We start from the raw sequence: 16,409 nt of genomic DNA on the forward strand, positions 1-16,409 counted from the left end.
CGGGCGACCTCAGATGCCGGTCATGCCCAGGATGTTGTAGCCCGAATCGACGTAGCTGATCTCGCCGGTGACGCCGGCGGCGAGGTCGGAGCAGAGGAACGCGCCGACGTTGCCGACCTGCTCGATGGTGACGTTGCGACGCAGCGGCGAGGTCTCTTCGACATGTTCCAGCATCTTGCGGAAATTGCTCACGCCGGCGGCGGCCAAGGTCTTGATCGGCCCGGCCGAGATACCGTTGACACGGATGCCTTCGGGGCCGAGGCAGCGCGCGAGGTAGCGCACGTTTGCCTCCAGCGAGGCCTTGGCCAGGCCCATGACGTTGTAGTTGGCCATTGCGCGCACGGCGCCGAGATAGCTCAGTGTCAGGATGGCGCTGTCGTGGCCGCGCATCATCGGCCGTGCCGCCTTGGCCAGCGCCGCCAGGCTGTAGCTCGAGATGTCGTGGGCGATGGCGAAGCTCTCGCGCGAAATGCTGTCGAGGAAGTCGCCCTGGATCGACTCACGTGGCGCGAAGCCAACTGAGTGCACCAGGACATCCAGCTGGCCCCAGTGCTGGCCGAGTTCTGCGAACAGGGCCGCGATCTCGGTATCGGAGGCGACATCGCAAGGGAGAACGATCTCCGAACCGAACTCCTTTGCGGCATCCTGCACACGCGACTTCAGCCGGTCGTTCTGGTAGCTGAAGGCCAGGATGGCGCCTTCACGGTGCATTGCCTCGGCGATGCCGGAGGCGATGGAACGGTCGCTGGCGATGCCGATGATCAGTGCACGCTTGCCTTGCAGGAAGCCCATGGAAGATCTCTCGTCGTGAACGCTGGGAGCGCAGTCTATCCGGCGGCTTTCGACGACGGCAACGATGCACAGGCGTATCGGATCAGGGCAGGCGCAGGATCTGACCCGGGTGCAGCACGGCACTCGCATCGAGGGCATTGGCGGCCAACAGTTCGGCGAGCGAGAGCGCGTAGCGACGGGCGATGAGCCAGGCTGACTCGCCGGCGCGCACGACGTGGGTCTGGCCATGCGATGCCGCCGCTGCGACTGCCGGAACCGGCTCCGGTGTTGCGGTGGCGAAAGCCTGTGCGGCGGCGGTGGCGAGCCGCCGAGGTACCAGCACGTCGGCGGCGGCGTCGACGTGGCGGCGCGTCCAGGCTGGATTCCATTTCTGCCATTCGGTTGGAGTCGCGCCGGCGAGGGCCGCGAGTTGCGTGACCGGCATCGCGGCCGCAAGGTGCAGCGCCACGAGCTGCTCCTCGCGATCTACCTCGGGCAAGGTCAGCGCGAACTCAGACGGCGCAGCGATCACGCAGGCCAACGCGCGCAGTTTGACCAGATGTTCGTGTGTGATCGGGCTGACCGCGAGTCTCTCGGGCGCGACCGTTGTACCCGGCGCGCGCCCGCGCTTGAGTGCACCTTTGATGCGGTATTCGCCGGCATTGTAGGCCATGGTCACCAATGCCCAGTCGCGATCAAAGGTGCGCGCAAGGTATTCGATCAGATCGAGCGCGGCGCGCGTGGCGGCGACGAAATCGATGCGGCCATCGTAGCCATGCTCAATTCGCAGACCGCGCCAGCGCGCCGTGGCCGGCATCAATTGCCATGCGCCAGCGGGGCGCCCACCACGCGCCCGAATCGGCTGGTAGCCGCTCTCAACGAAGGGCAGCCACACGAACTCCGAAGGCAGATCGCGTCGCGCCAGTTCTTCGGCGACGTAGGCGATCCATGGCGCTGCGCGCGTCAGGCTTTCGGCATGACGTGTCGGCGACTGCAGATAGATGCGTTGCCAGCGACGCACTGCCGGGGACGGCTTCGCGCAATTGGAGAACGCGTGGCGGGCGACAATGGCCTGCCACAGGGTCGCCTCCGCCGTGGCAGCGATCTCGGCGGGCGGCGCCACCGCAGCGGCCTCCATCGCGTGTGGCGGCGTCGGTTCCGGCAGCGGTGCAGACCGGGGCATAGGTTGTGCGTCATCGGCGGCGACCGGCTCGCCCGCAGGGGCTTCGCGTACCCGCTCCGGCGTGCACGCACCGAGCAGCGCCAGCAGCGCTGGCACGAACAGCCAGCGCAGTGGCCGGGGCTGGATGCATTGCCTAGACATGGCTGTTCTTCCATCGACGAAGTGCGGCGAAGACCTCGGCGGGGCATCAAGCGCCGTACCGAAATGTGCGTTGACGGCGGTGCGCACCGAGGCCAGATGGCAGCGCAGGAAGACGTTGCTGGCGAGTTCCTCGCCGAGTGCAAACGGTACGCTGGGGCCGGGATCGGCCAGTGCCAGCGCGCGCAGATGCACCGCTTCGTTGCCTGACTCCACGAGCGCGGCGAAACGCAGGTTGGCGCGGGTGTATTCGTGACTGCAGAACACCAGCGTGGCGGGCGGCAGCGCGACGATGCGTTGCAGCGAAGCATACAGATCCGAGGCCGACCCCTCGAACACGCGACCGCAGCCGGCGCCGAACAGGGTGTCGCCAACGAAGATCGCGTCTTCGAGCCGAAATGCGAGATGGGAGATCGTGTGCCCCGGGAGGTGCCAAACCTCGAATTCGGGAAAGCCACTGAGCCGGATGCGGTCGCCCTCGACGCATGGCGTGTTGATGCCGGCGATGCGCGTGTCGGCGGGGCCGAACACCGGGCAGTTCCAGTGCACGGCCAGGGCTTCGACGCCGCCGATGTGGTCGGGATGGTGGTGCGTCACCAGAATCGCGGCGGGTGTGAGCCGCAGCGATTCCATCGTCGCGAGTACTGGCGCGGCATCGCCCGGATCGATCGCAATCGCCTGCCGATCCGATTGCAACAGCCACAGGTAGTTGTCGGCAAAGGCGGTCACGGCATGTGCGGTCAGTCCCGCGAGGGGAGTGCTGGCGACCAGGGGCATGGCGGGAAACTTCTTTCGGAGCAAGCTCGGCTTGTATCACAATCGGGCTCCGGCAATTCCCGAGTCGCCCATGGTTTTGCAATCCACACCTGCAGTTGCCGTGCCCGCCAGTTGGTGGCAACGGCTGCTTGTAGCTGAACGCCAGACCCTGGCCGCGGGTTTGGTCGACGACGAGCGTGAGATCTGGCTTGCAGTGGACGGTGCAGCTGCGTTTGAACCGGCGCCAGGCGTGCTCGCCCTGGCCCAGCGGGGCCGACACCTGGAAGGCGATTTGCGCGCGATCGAATCACAGTGGCCATTGCGCGACGACAGTATCGATCGCGTGGTCCTGCAGCATGTTCTGGAGGCCGGTGGCCGCATCGAAGAGTTGCTCGATGAGTCCATCCGGGTGTTGAAACCGGAGCGCGGCATCGCGCTGTTCGTGGTCGGCGCGCTGGGTTGGACGCGCTGCAAGTTGCGCTTCGGAGACTGTGGTGCACCGCCGTTGCGGGTGCGCTCGACGCGGGCGTTGCTGGAGGCGCTGGCGGTGCGGGGGTGCGTCGATCTGCGGGTGTCGCAGGTCGATTTCGATGGCTTGGCCGAAGTGCGCATTGCGGCGCCCGCGCGGATCTGGTCCGGACTGTGCCTGATCGAGGCGCGCAAGCGGCGCGAACTGCCGAACGTACGCCAGTTGCGCGCGCGCAGCCGTGCTGCAACGCCGGTATCCGGATGGGTCGCGCGTCCTACTTCGCGCAGCGGGTTGGCGGCGTGAGCGGCGAGCGCGTGGCGATCTACACCGATGGTGCCTGCTCCGGAAATCCCGGTCCCGGTGGCTGGGCGGCACTGTTGCGTTACCGCGGTCAGGAGCGCTGGCTGAATGGCGCAGAGCCGCAGACCACGAACAATCGCATGGAGCTGACCGCGGCGCTGCGGGCACTGGAGTCGCTCAAGAAATCTTGTGCAGTGGATCTGACCACCGATTCGCAGTACCTGAAGCAGGGCGTCGAGCAGTGGATGGCGGGCTGGAAGCGCAACGGCTGGCGCACCAGTGGCCGTGATCCGGTCAAGAATCGGGACCTGTGGGAAGCCATCGATCGGGTTCTGGGGCTACACGAGGTGCGCTTCCACTGGGTGCGCGGCCACGATGGCCATGCCGAAAACGAAGCCGTGGACGCGCACGCGCGCGCCGCCATCCGCGACTTGCTGGGCCAGGAGCCACGCTGAATGCGCCAGATCATCCTCGACACCGAGACCACCGGCCTGGAAGTCTCGCGCGGCCATCGCATCATCGAGATCGGTTGCATCGAACTGTGCGAGCGCCGGCGCAGCGGGCGCGAGTTCCATCGCTATCTCAATCCGCAACGCGAGGTCGATCGTGGTGCCGCCGAAGTGCATGGTCTGAGCGACGAGTTCCTCGCCGACAAGCCGTTGTTCGCACAGGTCGCCGGCGAGTTCCTCGGCTTCATCGAGGGCGCCGAACTGATCATGCACAACGCGTCCTTCGACGTCGGGTTCCTCGATGCGGAACTGGCACGCCTGGAGCCCGCCGAAGGCCGGATCGGAGAGCGCTGCAGTGTGCTCGACACGCTGAAGCTGGCGCGGGAGCGATTTCCCGGGCAGCGCAATTCACTGGATGCACTGTGCAAGCGCCTCGGCGTGGACAACAGTGGTCGCGAGTTGCATGGCGCCCTGCTGGACGCGAACCTCCTCGCGGAGGTGTACTTGGCGCTCACCGCCGGGCAGGGCGAAATGAGTTTCGAGGGTGCTGTGACACCCGTCGGAACGCAAGCCGACCAGGCGCCGCGGGCTTTCCGTGGCGCGCTGCGCGTGCTGCGCGCCGGGGCCGAGGAACTCGTTGCCCATGAGGCTCGGCTCGATGCCGTGGCCAAGGCGGCCAAGCAGATGCCGTTGTGGCGCACGCTCCCCTCCTGATCATGCAGCAAGTGGCAATTCGCCTGCGGCATGACCGGCTTTGCTATCTTTGCCGGATGATCCCGCGCAGGCTCCGATCGGCATGAGTGTCACACAGGTCCTGAAAAGCGTCGATATCCCCGGATACCGCATTCTGCGCGGGCTGGGTGAGGGCGGAATGGCATCGGTCTACCTGGCGATGCAGGAGTCGCTGGACCGAGAGGTCGCGCTCAAGGTGATGGCGCCGACGCTGGCCGCGAACGCCGAGTTCACCGACCGCTTTCTGAAGGAAGGCCGGCTCACCGCCAAGCTCAGTCACCCGAATCTGGTCACGGTGTACGACATCGGGCAGCACGAGGGCGTGTACTACCTGGCCCAGGAGTTCATTCCTGGAGGTACCCTGCGCGAGCGCATGGACCAGGCGATGACGGTGCCGGCGATCCTCGACGTCGCGCGCGATGTTGCACTCGGTCTCGCCTATGCCCACGAGAAGGGTGTGGTGCATCGCGACGTCAAGCCCGGCAATGTACTGTTCCGTGCCAACGGCACCGCCGTTCTCGCGGATTTCGGCATCGCCAAGGCGATGAACTCGAACACCATGGCGACGCAGGCCGGCAATTCGATCGGCACGCCGCACTACATGAGCCCGGAGCAGGCGCGTGCTGAGAAGGTGGACGGGCGCTCCGATCTCTACAGTCTCGGCGCGATGATGTTCGAACTGCTCACCGGCGGTCCGCCCTACGACTCCAGCGATCCATACACGATCGCGCTGATGCACGTGACCCATCCGATCCCGCGCCTGCCGCAGAGTTTGGCCTGGTTGCAACCGCTGATTGATCGCCTGATGGCCAAGCTACCGGACGAACGCTTTCGTACCGGGGACGATTTCGTTGCGGCCTGCGACAAACTGATTGCCACCGCGCCCGAGGCCAAGGCGATGCGCGATGCGCAAACCACGCGCAAGCGGGCGGCGGCGCGCGTGGCCGTGGGACCGGTCGACCAGACTGCCGCGACGCAGCGCGGCTTGGCCGTGGAACCGGAACAGGCCGCTTCCGCGCAGCCGGAAGCGGCCAGGCCCTGGGTCTGGGCGCTGGTCGGTGCGGGCGCGCTGATCGCCGCGCTGTTCTCCTGGTCCAAGCTGCGTGCGCCGACCGCGGTGGCGGAGTCGGCGCAGCCAGTCGCGCCCGCAGTCGTCGAGCCGGACGCGGTCGGGGCCCCGCCGGTGATCGAGGGCGATGTCCAGTCGTTGCTCGCCAAGGCGAGCGGCTACGTGCGCGAAGCGATCGTGCCGAGCGGCGAATCGACCTTGGTCGGGCGCAAGCTCTCTTCGCCGCCGGGCGACAACGCGATCGAAATTTATCAGCAGGTGTTGCGTCTCGATCCGGGCAACAGCGAAGCCAACGAGGGACTGCTGCGGATCGCCGACTTCTACGAGTCCAAGGCGCGCGCGGCGCTCGATCGGGGTTCGGTCACCGGCTGCAACCTGTTGGCGGAGGCCGGACTGCTGGCGGTTCCAGACCGACCGACGCTATTGGCGCTGCGTGAGCGGGAGTGCCCGGCGCAGTGACGCACGCCGGCGCCTACTGGCTGCGCAGGAGGATCACCGTGACGTTGTCCGAGCCGCCGCCGTCGAGCGCGGCCAGGATCAAGTGATCGACGCATTCCTGGGCCGATAGATCGCTGCGTGCGAGCACGCCGGCGATGTCGGCATCGTCCACCTCTTCGGTCAGGCCGTCGCTGCACAGCAGCAGCTGGCTACCCGGGGCGAGGGTGCCGGTGACAGTCTCGACGCGCAGGCTCTGCGGATCGGTGACGCCGAGTGCCTGGGTGACCACATTGCGATGCGGGTGAGTGCGCGCCTGCTCGGCGCTGATGGCGCCTTGTTCGACCAGTTCGCGCACGTAGGAGTGATCCTGCGACAACTGGCGGAAGCGGCCGCCCTCAACGCAGTAGACGCGGCTGTCGCCAACCCATGCGATTTCGTAGTCGTTGCCCTGCACACGCACGGCAGCGATGGTGGTGCCCATCGGCAGCGCTTGCGGCCTGCGATTCGAGTGCTTGATGATCTCTTCGTCGGCCATCTGGATGGCGCGCGCCAGCAGTTCGCCGGCCTTGATCTCGCGTACCAGCGTATCGCGCGCCAAGGCGCTCGCGACCTCGCCGTTCTCGTGACCGCCCATGCCGTCGGCGACCAGCCACAAGCCGAGTTCGCTGTCGGCGTAGTAGGTGTCTTCGTTGTGCTCGCGACGGAGCCCGACGTGGGTGGAATGCCCGAATTCGATCATGTTGGCTGCAACTGCATATGGTCCCGAATTATGACGAGTTCGCGCATTCCGCCAAGCCCCCTCAGAACTCGATGCGAATGCCGATGGCGAGGCTGTCCGAGCTCATGCGCTCCTGACCGGCGACGTGTTCGTAGTACAGGTAGGCACTGCGTCCGCTGGCGAATACTCCGGACAGACCCAGCCCGATATTGAAGTAGTTGTCATCGATACGGTCGCTCTCGATCAGGATCGGCGTCTGCATCGGGTCATGCAGGAAGCGCGTGACCAGCAGTTCCGGGTCGTCCTCGAACTCGTTGACCCATTCGATCTGTGCGCTCGGCAGCAGCACACCCCAGGAGGTGCTGATGGCGTAGCTGAGCTTGCCGCCGACCACGCCCTGTAGGCTCTTGAGCGTGCGTCCATCGACCTGCAGCGCCAGTCCGGAACCGGCCGCCGACGGGTTCGACATGGTCTCGCTGTAACTGTCGAAGTCGATGCTGGTGTAGGCGGCGCGCAGGTAGGGGCCGAAACTCCATGCGCCCTTGTTGAAGTCGCGTCCGAGCGAGAGCGAGAACGACTGGCGGTCGCCGTCGGGAGAGGCCAGCGCGATCTGATCGACGCGGGTCAGGCCACCGGCGAGCGCGCCGATGCTGTAGTCGATGCCGCGTTCCAGATCGAACTGGTTGCTGCCGTAGCTGAGCACGCCGTCCACGTACCACTGCGAGCCAGAGAACCAGCTGGCGTAGCCGGAGACGGTCCAGCCGGTGGCATCCATGCCGCCGCGCGCGTTGGGCAGGCGGGTGTCGTTGCCGTTGAAGCCGAGCGCGGCGCCCAGCACCCAGGAATCGGTGGCGCGGTAGTCGACACCGGCGGTGACGTCGTAGCTGTCGTACTTGTAGCCCGGGTCGAGCGTGTCCGGATCGCGCTCACCACGACCGATGGTGCCGGTGGCGAAGAAGCCCCAGCGCGAGAACTCGGCGCCGACTTCTTCCGGCGTTTCGCCCACGGCGAGTGCGATCGCGCTCGGCAGCAAGCTGAGCGGAATCGCGCCGCCCGGCACCATCAGGTTCAGGCCGGCGAGGTCGAGCCCACGTGAGCCGGAGCGCAGTGCCGCGAAGCGCGACTTCAGATGGTCGAGTTGGCTCGTTGCCGCCGCCAATGCCGCACTGTTCTGCGACGAGGCCTCGTCGCCGAGCATCTCGCCGAGCGCGCGGTTCACTTCCGATGGATGATTCGCGGCGTTGCCGACGAGTTCGCTGCAACGCGCCAGCAGGTCGGCCTGGCCGGCGGTGAGGTTGTTCATGCCGGCGAGTCGCGGACAGGCGCTGTCGATGGCGATGGCGACGCCGGTTTCTGCGGCGCCGAGATTCGCCGTGTTGACCACGCCCGCGTTCAGCGCGAACTCGACCGCAGCGACCGCAGACGCGTCGCGGATGCGCGCGCTGACACGCACACCGAGCGGCAGTCCGATGCGGGCGATGGTCGATGCGGTGCCGTCGGCGGCCGTGGTGGCTTCGGTCGGGTCCAACGTCGCTTCGCTGCGATCGGCGCTGAAGGCGATCACGATGCCGGCGAGATTCTGGCCGTCCGGGGTGCGGGCACGAACGCGCAGTGGCGCGGAATCCGCGAGCGGCACCAATGCCTGGCCGTTGCCCGAGACGATCTCGAGGATGGTGCCGGAGGGTACCGTGGCGGTGGCGTTGAAAGTGACCGTGCCGACGCCCTGAATCGCTGCTTCGACCTGGTTGCAGCCCGGGCTGGGTCCGAGCGTGAGCCGGTTCTGGCTGTGGCCGAAGCTGTCGGTCTGGGTGCTCGCCGCGGTCAGGGTGCCATTGCCGCAGAGCACGCGCCAGTTCACGGCAAGGCCGCCGAGGGCCTTGCCCAATAGTGCCGCCGCCGGCTGGCTGATGCCGATCACCAATGGATCGGGCAGGGCGGCGCTGGCCGCGGCCGACTGGCCGTCGCCGGAGACAATGGCCAGATTCGGCACGAAGCTGGTCGCTACCGCGCTGGCGCTGATCTGGTTGGCGAAGGCGCGGGCGGTCACCGTGACTGCTCCGGCCGTGCCACCAAAGCGCAAGTTCGCGCGCACCTTGCCTTCGCTGTCCGTGGTCGCCGAGGTTGCGGTCAGCGTGGCCGCTCCGGCCACGCTGAAGTTCACGATTTCACCAGCGATCGGGCCGGAGTGGTTGTGCAGCCAGAACTCGATCGGCTGGTCGAGGGTGCCGCCGATCGGCCCGCTCTGGCCATTGCCGGCGCTTACCGAGAGCAGCGCGCCCTGGGCCGGGGCGCCGAGGGTGAAGTCGGTGCTGACGCTGAAGGTGCCGTCCACGGGCGTGTGCGTGGCGCGCACCACGATGTCGCCGGCGAAGGTGCCGAAGGTGAGCGTGTTGCTGGATCGACCATTGGCGTCGGTTTGCGAATCCGACGCGGTGAGCGTGGCGTTGCCCGAGATCAGTTGCCAGTCGATGCGTGCTGATGCCACCGGTACGCCCGAGCGCGTCAACTGCACGACCATCGGGTCGCTCAGCGTGCCTGCGGCGCCGAGCGGCGGCGCCGACAGCCGGGTCAGCTCCAGCACCTGACCTGGCGCCACGGCATTGGCCGTGAACACCACCGGCAAGTAACCCGGCGCACTGGCCTGAATGCGAACCTGGCCGATCTCGTAAAGCAGGCGCAGTTCGGCTTGGGCGATGCCGCTGGTGGCGTCCACTGGCGTAACGATGCTCGACTGACCGTTGGCACTGAAGCGGGCCTGGCCGGAGATCACGTTGAATTGGATCGCGCTCGCCGTCTTGCCGAGCGCGGCAGCGGCGACCGGATCAGGCGGAACCCGCACCGCCAGCGGGATCGGCAGCACGGTGCCCACCTCGCGAACTTGCCCATCGCCACCGGCAATGGCCAGCGGCTGCAGCGGCACCGGATTCAGGATTTCTGCATACGCGGTGGCCGGGGTGATCGTCGGTGCGGTACCAGCGGATGCGATCCCGATTTCTACCGGGCCGGGCGTGTTGCCGGCGACGATCGAGAACTGCCCGGTGGGCGGCAGGGTCGCATTCAGCGTGATCATCGCCGTGGATCCGCCGCTTTCGGCGATCACGGCGTCGCCCGACAGGATGCTCACCTGCGCCGTGGAGGGCGCGCTGCCAGCGGGGCTGCGTATCAACAACCCGTCGATCCGGAAGCCGATCGGTTCACTGAGCTGTCCGGGAAGGAGTTGCTGGTTGTCGCCGTTGGTGACGACGAAGGCGGCCGGTGCATTGACGCTGGTGTAGACGAAGACATCGGCAGCACCCGAGATCGCGATCTTCGCGGCCACCGGGCCCGGGGCGGTTCCGGCGACGATGCGGAACCTGGCCTCGCCGGTCATTGGATTCGAGGTCAGCGGAATGCTCAGGGCGGGCGCGCCGCCGTTCTCCACCAGCGCGCTGCCCTGCGTGATTTGCACCGAGCCCGAGAATGTGGAAATCGGGTAGCCGTAAGGGTCCATCACGGTCACGACATAATCGGGTCCGGTCTGCCCGGGCGACATCGGATCGACCCCGCCAGTCACGGAGGTCACATTGCTTCCGCCGACCACGGTGAACATGGTGGTTGGGGAGCCATAGCCCGGTGCACTGGCCGAGACGGTGATGCTTTGGCCGGCGGTCGCCGAATTCGAGATGTTGACCGGGATGCTGGCGATGCCGACGCTGTTGGTCACGACGGTGAATGGCGCGGGGATGCCGAAGGAACCGGGGCCCGAGATGTTGAAGGTGAACGGCACGTTCACCGCATCGAGCACCGAAGCTCCCACCTGGTGGGTGGCGTGCACCTGTGCATAGACGGTCGCGCCGGGTGTCGCGGTGCCGCTGCTTGACATCGTCGCCTGCGCATTGCTGAGCAGTTGGACGTTGATCGTGACCGGCGTGGGGGTGATGAGACAGCCGCTGTTCTGCGCTTGCACGCTGCCGCTGTAGGGGCCGGTCGCCGAAGAGACGCCCACGTAGACTTTCTCGCTATCGCCCAGTTCCCACGACATTGACCCCGGAGATGTCTCGGTCCAGGCCACACCGAAATTGGTCAGCGTGAGATTGCCATTGGAAAAGAAAAAGTTACCGTGGGGAGAACTGGACTGCCACGTAATGTCCTCCGGCGCTGGTGGCACGCTGCTGCCCATGGCGGAGAACAGATAGTCCACATCGACCAGAGTCCCCTCGACCACGGCAAAACTGGTGGTCGTGGGCGTGATGCAGGGAGTGCCGGCCCAGACTGGAGTGGTGCCTAGCCACACCGTGGTCGCGAGAACCAGCGAGCGCGACGCCAGCCTGCGGAGCAGAGACCCAACGGAGTGGATGGACGGCGTCATGGCGCGAACTCCTCTTGGACACTGTGGCTATACTCCGAGCCTACTACAGCGCCGTGCGGTGCAGGTAGCGCCCGGTGCGTCCCCAACCATGGAGCGCAAGCGTATGGCTGTCACCCAGATCCTGAAGTCGAGTTCCCTGAGCGTCGCCATCGCTGCGACCATGTTCTTGGCCGCCGTCCCGGTATCGGCGCCGCGCGCTTCGATCCGCAATGCCGAAGACCTGATGGTCGTCGACTGCCTGCTGCCCGGACAGGTGCGCAAGCTTGGCAAGGTCAGCACCTACATGAGTGCGCGCCGCCCGATCCGCACCATCCAGTCCGATTGCGAGATCCGCGGTGGCGAGTTCGTTGCCTACGACCGCGCGAATTACGAAACCGCGCTCAAGGTGTGGATGGGCCAAGCCGAGTCGGGCGACGCCGAAGCCCAGAACTACGTCGGCGAGATCTATGACAAGGGCCTGGGTACCGCACCCGACCCGGCGCGCGCCGCCGGCTGGTACGAGAAGGCCGCCGCACAGGGGCTCAAGCGAGCCAAGATCAACCTCGGTTACCTGTATGAGCAGGGTCTCGGCGTGACCAAGGACATGACCCGGGCACTGAACTTGTACCGCGAAGCCTCGGGGCTGACTGGCGATGACCTGATTTACGCATCGACCATGACTGCCGCCGTCAGCGCCCGCGAAACCGAGATCGCCGGCCTGCGCCAGGACATTGAACAGCAGAAGGCCGCGGCTGCGGCCTTGCGTGCCGAAAACGAGCGGCTGAAGGGCGAGATTGGTGAACGCAAGCGTGCGGTCGAAAGCGCGCAGGCGGAATTGCAGCAGACACGTGAGCAGTTGGCGGCGAAACAGGCCGAACTCGGCGCTGCCAGTCCCGACCTGGTCGCGCTGAATGACAAGCTGGCGCGCGAGCAGGAGCGCATCGAGCTGGAGCGCGCCAAACTCGAGCAGGACCAACAGCGCTTCAACGTCGCGCGTGCCGCCGACCAGAAACGGCTGGCCGAGCTGCGCGCCGAGGAAAGCGCGCTCGACGCCAAGGTGCGGAGCGGCGGTGCCGAAGCTGCTGCCGCGAGCGGCGAACTCAAGCGCGTGCGTGTGGCCGCGTCCGACCTGGCGCTTGAACTCGACGCCGCGCTCGGGCGCATGAACTCGCTGGAGGCGGCACTGAAGGAGAAGGATGCGCAGCTGAAGGCCGAGCTCGAACGCTTCGACGCCGAGCGCAAACAGATGCAATCCGCTGTCGCCGCCTCGCGCGAAGATCGCGAACTGCTGCTGCTGCTGGAGCAGCAATTGACCGCGAAGCAGCGTGAAGTGGTGCGCCAGCGCGCGCAGATCACGGCACTGGAACAGCACGTCGGCGGCGGTGTGGCGGGGAGCGCCGTGCCGGTGCTCGCCGGCAGCGGCCCGATGGTCGAAATCCTGGAACCGGCACTGACCGTGACCCGTGGCCGCACCGCCGCACTGGCGCCGAAGGGCGAACAGACCGAGGTGGTGGGCAAGGTCATCGCCCGCGCTGGCGTGCAGTCGGTGCTGATCAACGGTACCAGCGTCACGGTTGGCGGCGACGGTATGTTCCGCGCCCGCATGCCGGTGGCGGCTGAAGGCACCAATGTCGCCGTCACCGCAGTCGATCGCACCGGTGCCCGCAGCGGCGTCGAGTTCCTGTTGCTGCCTTCGGCCTCGGCTGCTGCAAGCGGCGGCATCGCCCAGCGCGCAGCCCCGGGCGGCGTCAAGCTCGGCAACTATCACGCCATCGTGATCGGCAACAACCAGTACACCGACTACCCGGCACTGAGCAGTGCCAGCAACGATGCCGACAAGGTCGCCGGTGTGCTCGCCCGCCGCTACGGCTTCACCACCACGCTGCTGAAGAACGCCAACCGCTTCGAAATCCTCTCGGCGTTGAATGCCAAACGCGAAGCGTTGGGACCGGATGACAACCTGGTCGTCTACTTCGCCGGCCATGGCGAAATCGACGCGGGCACCAAGCAGGGTTACTGGGTGCCGGCCGACGGCCGTCGCAGCACGCCGAACAGCTGGCTGTCGAACCGCGCCATCAGCGACATCCTCAACACCATGAACGCGAAGCACGTGATGGTCGTGGCCGACTCCTGCTACTCGGGTGCGATGACCCGTGCCGCGGTGCCGACCTTCAGCAGCGCCATGCCCGACAAGGCCTGGGGGCAGTGGGTCAAGGCGATGAGCCAGAGCCGCTCGCGTACCGCGCTGACCTCGGGCGGGTTGGCGCCGGTGCCGGACACAGGTCGCGGCAACAACTCGCATTTCGCACTGGCGCTGATCGCCGCGCTCGAGGACAACGCGCAATTGCTGGAAGGGCAGCGACTGTTCCGCGAAGTGTCCTCGTCGCTGGCGTTGGCCGCGGCCGAGTCGTCGCTGGTGCAGTTCCCCGAGTACGCGCCGATCCAGTTCGCCGGGCATGAAGCCGGCGAGTTCTTCTTCCAACCCAAGGCGTCCGGTTTGGCGCTGGCGGGCGGAGTGGCAGGGGCGGCGCAGGCTGCGCCCTGAGTGACAGTCCCGGGGCCGGCGCGGGAGAATGCCCGGCCCCGACTTGAAGGACTGCGCATGGACCTGCTCGAAACCGTCGAACTCGAAACCGGGCCGGACCCGCGCTTCAGCGTGCTGTGGCTGCACGGCCTTGGTGCCGACGGACATGACTTCGAGTCGGTGGTGCCGCAGTTGGTGCGGCCGGAATGGCCGGCGATTCGTTTCGTCTTCCCGCATGCCCCGATGCGACCGGTGACGGTCAACGGCGGCATGCGCATGCGGGCCTGGTACGACATCTCCGGCACCGAGATCGCGCATCGCCAGGACGAGACCGGCATCCGCCAGTCGATGCAGCAGATCGACGCCTTGCTGGCGCGCGAAGCCGCCCGCGGCATCGCGCCGCAGCGCCAGTTCATTGCCGGATTTTCGCAAGGAGGCGCGATCACGCTGTCGGTGCTGGTGCGACGGCGCGAAACGTTGGCTGGCGCGATCGCGTTGTCTACGTACCTGCCGCTGGCCGATCTCGCCGAACACGAATGGGCCGAAGCGGCGACGGCGATTCCGTTGTTCATGGCGCACGGCAGTCTTGACCCGGTGGTGCCGCAGGGGCTTGGCCTGATGTCGCGTGAATGGCTGACGCGCCACGGCTTCAAGGTCGACTGGCACAGTTACCCGATGCCGCACAGCGTGAGCATGGACGAAATCCGCCAACTCACGCAGTGGATCGGCGAGCGTCTGCGCGCCACCGCATGAGCGGGCGCGGCGCCAGCGCGAAACCAGCGCCGGGCTGGATGCCGGACTTCTGCAGCCTGCCGATCCTCGGCAGCGTCGTGCTGCTGGTCGAGTTGATCGTCGTGATCGTGCTGATCGCGCCCGGACAGGGTGGCTGGCCAACCTTGCGCGACCTGTTCGCGGCCAGCTTCCTGGCGCAGTGGGTGGCGATGATCAGCGCGGCCTTGTTGTGCAAGCTCGGGCCATGGCTCGGGCGGCGCCGTTTCTGGTCGGGCGGCATCATCGCGACCTTGCTGCCGGCCCTGGTCGCCGCTTGCTGCAGCATGATCGCGGTCTCGCTCGATGACTCGCTGGCGCTGGGCTGGATTCCGAGCGCCGAGGCGGGCACCTTCCTTTGGTCGAACGCGGCGCTGGCGGCGGTGATCGGCCTGCTGATGTTGCGCTACATCTTCGTGCTGCAGCAGTGGCAGCGCGGCGTCGAAGCCCAGGCCGCGGCGCGCATCGAGACGTTGCAGGCGCGGATCCGCCCGCATTTTCTTTTCAACAGCCTCAACGCCATCGCCAGCCTGGTGCGCATCGACCCTGGCAAGGCCGAGACCGCGGTAGAAGACCTGGCAACGGTGTTCCGCGCCACCCTGCGTGAGGAGCGCGCCGACCACAAGCTCGCCGACGAACTCGATCTGGTCGACCACTATCTGGCGATCGAGGCGCTGCGCCTCGGCGAACGTTTGCAGGTCACGCGCGCGATCGAAGCGGGCCTGCTCGAACAACGCGTCCCCGCGCTCAGCCTGCAGCCGCTGGTCGAGAATGCGATCCACCACGGCGTGCAGGCCCTGCCACAGGGCGGGGTGATCGCGATCAGCGCCTGGCGCGAAGGTCCGCAGTTGTGCCTAGGCGTGCGTAACCCGAAGCCGCTGCATGCCGCGCCACGGCTTGGCGGCAACCATATTGCGCTCGGCAACATCCGCGAGCGCCTGCGCATGCGCTACGGCGAGCGCGCGGCGCTTTCGGTCGACGCCGGCGCCGACTACCATGCCGTCACCCTGCGGATACCGATCGATGCGAATCCTGATCGTTGACGATGAACCCCTGGCGCGCGCGCGCTTGCGCACCCTGGTCGAAGAACTCGGCATGCCCGGCGTGGAAGTGGCGGGCGAAGCGGTCGATGGCGTCGATGCCATCCTCGCGCACGAGAGTGCGGCATTCGACGTAGTGTTGCTTGATATCGCGATGCCGCGCATGGATGGCCTCGAAGCGGCACGTCACCTGTCGGCACAGGAGCCAGCGCCGGCGGTGATCTTTTGCACCGCCTTCGACGAGCACGCGCTCGCCGCATTCGAAGCACATGCGGTCGACTATCTGGTCAAGCCGGTTGCGCGTGAGCGTCTGCGCATTGCCATTGAACGCGCGCGCCGCTTTTCCGGCGACCAGATGCGACGCGTCGGCGAAGAAGTGCAGCCGCAGGTGCGCTCGCACATCTGCGCGCGCATCCGTGGCAGCCTGCGGCTGGTGGCGGTGGCCGACATCGCCTATTTCCTGGCCGAGGACAAGTACGTCGTCGTACACCACGATGCCGGCGAAGTGCTGATCGAAGAATCGCTGAAAGCACTGGAAGACGAGTTCAAGGATCTGTTCGTGCGCATCCATCGCAATTGTCTGGTCGCGGTCGGTCGCATCCTCGCGCTCGAACGCAACAGCGAAGGCGGCACCATGGCGCTGGTGCGCGGGGCACCGAATCCGCTCGAGGTCAGCCGTCGCTGCCTGCCGGCGGTGCGTGATCTGGTCAAGCATCTCTGAGGAATC

At 66.8% G+C, this 16,409-nt stretch carries 12 protein-coding genes and 1 pseudogene; 8 read left to right on the forward strand and 5 right to left on the reverse strand.

The window, feature by feature from the left end; genetic code table 11:
• Window positions 1-9: 9 nt before the first annotated feature.
• From IPG63_14910 to gloB, 3 genes and pseudogenes are all read right to left on the reverse strand, one after another.
• Window positions 10-792: an enoyl-ACP reductase gene (locus IPG63_14910; protein ID MBK6728491.1), complete on the reverse strand. Its 783-nt coding sequence runs from the start codon at window positions 790-792 to the stop codon at window positions 10-12.
• An 82-nt stretch (window positions 793-874) separates the two neighbouring features.
• Window positions 875-2,095 carry a transglycosylase SLT domain-containing protein gene (locus tag IPG63_14915; GenBank protein ID MBK6728492.1) on the reverse strand — a complete coding sequence of 407 codons (1,221 nt, stop codon included), beginning with the start codon at window positions 2,093-2,095 and terminating at the stop codon, window positions 875-877.
• Window positions 2,088-2,836: pseudogene (gene gloB / locus IPG63_14920) on the reverse strand (hydroxyacylglutathione hydrolase). Before gloB ends, IPG63_14915 begins: the two are co-directional and overlap by 8 nt.
• A 103-nt stretch (window positions 2,837-2,939) precedes the next feature.
• On the opposite strand from gloB, the gene IPG63_14925 reads away from it, so the two are divergent.
• The 4 genes from IPG63_14925 to IPG63_14940 all read left to right on the forward strand — a co-directional run bounded on the left by IPG63_14925 (window position 2,940) and on the right by IPG63_14940 (window position 6,326).
• The gene (locus IPG63_14925; protein MBK6728493.1) at window positions 2,940-3,620 is read left to right on the forward strand and encodes a methyltransferase domain-containing protein; all 681 of its coding nucleotides are present in this window, start codon (window positions 2,940-2,942) and stop codon (window positions 3,618-3,620) included.
• Complete coding sequence (gene rnhA, locus IPG63_14930) at window positions 3,617-4,072, forward strand: ribonuclease HI (protein MBK6728494.1); 456 nt, start codon at window positions 3,617-3,619, stop codon at window positions 4,070-4,072. Before IPG63_14925 ends, rnhA begins: the two co-directional genes overlap by 4 nt.
• Window positions 4,073-4,780: a DNA polymerase III subunit epsilon gene (dnaQ, locus tag IPG63_14935; GenBank protein ID MBK6728495.1), complete on the forward strand. Its 708-nt coding sequence runs from the start codon at window positions 4,073-4,075 to the stop codon at window positions 4,778-4,780. It abuts the gene before it with no gap.
• Between the two features lie 82 nt (window positions 4,781-4,862).
• On the forward strand, window positions 4,863-6,326 hold the full coding sequence (locus tag IPG63_14940) for a serine/threonine protein kinase (protein ID MBK6728496.1): 1,464 nt from the start codon (window positions 4,863-4,865) through the stop codon (window positions 6,324-6,326).
• A 13-nt stretch (window positions 6,327-6,339) separates the two neighbouring features.
• On the opposite strand, the gene IPG63_14945 is transcribed toward IPG63_14940, so the two are convergent.
• Both IPG63_14945 and IPG63_14950 read right to left on the reverse strand, forming a co-directional pair.
• Complete coding sequence (locus IPG63_14945) at window positions 6,340-7,044, reverse strand: serine/threonine-protein phosphatase (protein MBK6728497.1); 705 nt, start codon at window positions 7,042-7,044, stop codon at window positions 6,340-6,342.
• 61 nt (window positions 7,045-7,105) lie between these two features.
• Complete coding sequence (locus tag IPG63_14950; protein MBK6728498.1) at window positions 7,106-11,371, reverse strand: autotransporter outer membrane beta-barrel domain-containing protein; 4,266 nt, start codon at window positions 11,369-11,371, stop codon at window positions 7,106-7,108.
• Between the two features lie 88 nt (window positions 11,372-11,459).
• Between IPG63_14950 and IPG63_14955 the strand changes: the two genes are divergently transcribed.
• From IPG63_14955 to IPG63_14970, 4 genes are read left to right on the forward strand one after another with little or no spacing between them, the layout of a single operon-like run.
• On the forward strand, window positions 11,460-13,895 hold the full coding sequence (locus tag IPG63_14955) for a caspase family protein (protein ID MBK6728499.1): 2,436 nt from the start codon (window positions 11,460-11,462) through the stop codon (window positions 13,893-13,895).
• 57 nt (window positions 13,896-13,952) lie between these two features.
• Complete coding sequence (locus IPG63_14960) at window positions 13,953-14,627, forward strand: carboxylesterase (protein MBK6728500.1); 675 nt, start codon at window positions 13,953-13,955, stop codon at window positions 14,625-14,627.
• Entirely contained in the window at window positions 14,624-15,685 is a 1,062-nt protein-coding gene (locus tag IPG63_14965; protein ID MBK6728501.1) for a histidine kinase, read from the forward strand. The genes IPG63_14960 and IPG63_14965 overlap by 4 nt, the downstream gene beginning before the upstream one ends.
• Entirely contained in the window at window positions 15,666-16,403 is a 738-nt protein-coding gene (locus IPG63_14970; GenBank protein MBK6728502.1) for a response regulator transcription factor, read from the forward strand. Before IPG63_14965 ends, IPG63_14970 begins: the two co-directional genes overlap by 20 nt.
• Window positions 16,404-16,409: the final 6 nt, after the last annotated feature.

This window comes from Lysobacterales bacterium (genome assembly GCA_016703225.1).
Taxonomy (GTDB): domain Bacteria; phylum Pseudomonadota; class Gammaproteobacteria; order Xanthomonadales; family Ahniellaceae; genus JADKHK01.

What these genes read in the sequence shown, in the direction of transcription:
- IPG63_14915 (MBK6728492.1), bottom strand. Translation starts at nt 2,095, where the DNA reads ATGTCTAGGCAATGCATCCAGCCCCGGCCACTGCGCTGGCTGTTCGTG.
- IPG63_14970 (MBK6728502.1), top strand. Translation starts at nt 15,666, where the DNA reads ATGCGAATCCTGATCGTTGACGATGAACCCCTGGCGCGCGCGCGCTTG.
- IPG63_14965 (MBK6728501.1), top strand. Translation starts at nt 14,624, where the DNA reads ATGAGCGGGCGCGGCGCCAGCGCGAAACCAGCGCCGGGCTGGATGCCG.
- IPG63_14945 (MBK6728497.1), bottom strand. Translation starts at nt 7,044, where the DNA reads ATGATCGAATTCGGGCATTCCACCCACGTCGGGCTCCGTCGCGAGCAC.
- IPG63_14910 (MBK6728491.1), bottom strand. Translation starts at nt 792, where the DNA reads ATGGGCTTCCTGCAAGGCAAGCGTGCACTGATCATCGGCATCGCCAGC.
- IPG63_14940 (MBK6728496.1), top strand. Translation starts at nt 4,863, where the DNA reads ATGAGTGTCACACAGGTCCTGAAAAGCGTCGATATCCCCGGATACCGC.
- dnaQ (MBK6728495.1), top strand. Translation starts at nt 4,073, where the DNA reads ATGCGCCAGATCATCCTCGACACCGAGACCACCGGCCTGGAAGTCTCG.
- IPG63_14955 (MBK6728499.1), top strand. Translation starts at nt 11,460, where the DNA reads ATGGAGCGCAAGCGTATGGCTGTCACCCAGATCCTGAAGTCGAGTTCC.
- IPG63_14960 (MBK6728500.1), top strand. Translation starts at nt 13,953, where the DNA reads ATGGACCTGCTCGAAACCGTCGAACTCGAAACCGGGCCGGACCCGCGC.
- IPG63_14925 (MBK6728493.1), top strand. Translation starts at nt 2,940, where the DNA reads ATGGTTTTGCAATCCACACCTGCAGTTGCCGTGCCCGCCAGTTGGTGG.
- IPG63_14950 (MBK6728498.1), bottom strand. Translation starts at nt 11,371, where the DNA reads ATGACGCCGTCCATCCACTCCGTTGGGTCTCTGCTCCGCAGGCTGGCG.